Here is a 1,151-nt window from a genome sequence, read left to right as displayed (position 1 = left end):
CCTAGTGTCCTGAGTCAGTAATTCGTCTAGTGTTCATGGTTATGGGGCGTCCGGGACCGAAGGTGGAGCCGCTGCATCTGACCGATGGCGAGCGGTCTGAGCTTGAGCGGTGGGTACGGCGGCGCAAGGGCGCCCAGGACATGGCGTTACGGGCCCGGCTGATCCTGGCGTGTGATGCGATCGGCGAGGACGACTTGCCCGTGTCCACCAAGGTGGTGGCGGAGGAGGTCGGGGTATCGCGCGAGACGGTCTCGAAGTGGCGTCGGCGCTTCCTGGCTGACCGGCTGGCGGGCTTGGCCGACGAGCTGCGTCCGGGCCGGCCGCGGACGGTGAGCGATGAGCAGGTGGCGGAGCTGATCGCGCGCACCTTGGAGACCAAGCCCGCCAACGCCACGCACTGGTCGACGCGGTCCATGGCCAAGCAGGTGGGCCTGTCGCAGTCGACGGTGTCGCGCGTCTGGCGAGCCTTTGGCCTGCAGCCGCATCGCTCGGAGACGTTCAAGCTGTCAGCCGATCCGTTTTTCGTGGAGAAGGTGCATGACGTGGTCGGTCTGTATCTGGATCCGCCGGAGCGGGCGCTGGTCTTGTGCGTGGATGAGAAGTCGCAGATACAGGCGCTGGATCGCTCACAGCCGGTGCTGCCGATGATGCCCGGTGTGCCCGAGCGGGCCACCCATGACTATGTCCGGGCCGGCACCACCACGTTGTTCGCGGCTCTGGACGTGATCTCGGGCAAGGTGATCGGCGCTCTGCATCGCAGGCATCGCGCGGTGGAGTTCAAGAAATTCCTGATCAAGGTGGACAAGGAGGTCCCGGGCGAGCTGGATGTCCACCTGATCTGCGACAACTACGCCACTCACAAGACGCCCGCGATCAAACGCTGGTTGCTGGCGCACCCGCGCTTCCACCTGCACTTCACCCCGACCGGCTCATCCTGGCTGAACCTGGTGGAACGCTGGTTCGCCGAACTGACGACCAAGCAGCTACGACGCGGTGTCCACAAGACGGTCCAAGCGCTGGAGAAAGACATCCGCACCTGGATCGCCTCCTGGAATGACGACCCCAAGCCTTTCGTCTGGGCCAAGACCGCCGAAGAGATTCTCGACGCCCTCGCCTCATATTGTCGGCGAATTACTGACTCAGGACACTAG

Annotated in this window: 1 protein-coding gene; it reads left to right on the top strand. The window is 64.3% G+C overall.

Annotation, left to right across the window (positions count from 1 at the left end; all coding sequences use genetic code 11):
- Window positions 1-41 precede the first annotated feature (41 nt).
- The gene (locus ACWEPL_RS65270) at window positions 42-1,151 is read left to right on the top strand and encodes an IS630 family transposase (RefSeq protein ID WP_452443105.1); all 1,110 of its coding nucleotides are present in this window, start codon (window positions 42-44) and stop codon (window positions 1,149-1,151) included.

Source organism: Nonomuraea sp. NPDC004186 (genome assembly GCF_053603495.1).
Note: the sequence above shows the minus strand (reverse complement) of the source record. Positions and strands in the feature narration are given on the sequence as shown.

Excerpts from the sequence above, each read along its gene's own strand:
- ACWEPL_RS65270 (WP_452443105.1), top strand. The coding sequence starts at position 42 with ATGGGGCGTCCGGGACCGAAGGTGGAGCCGCTGCATCTGACCGATGGC.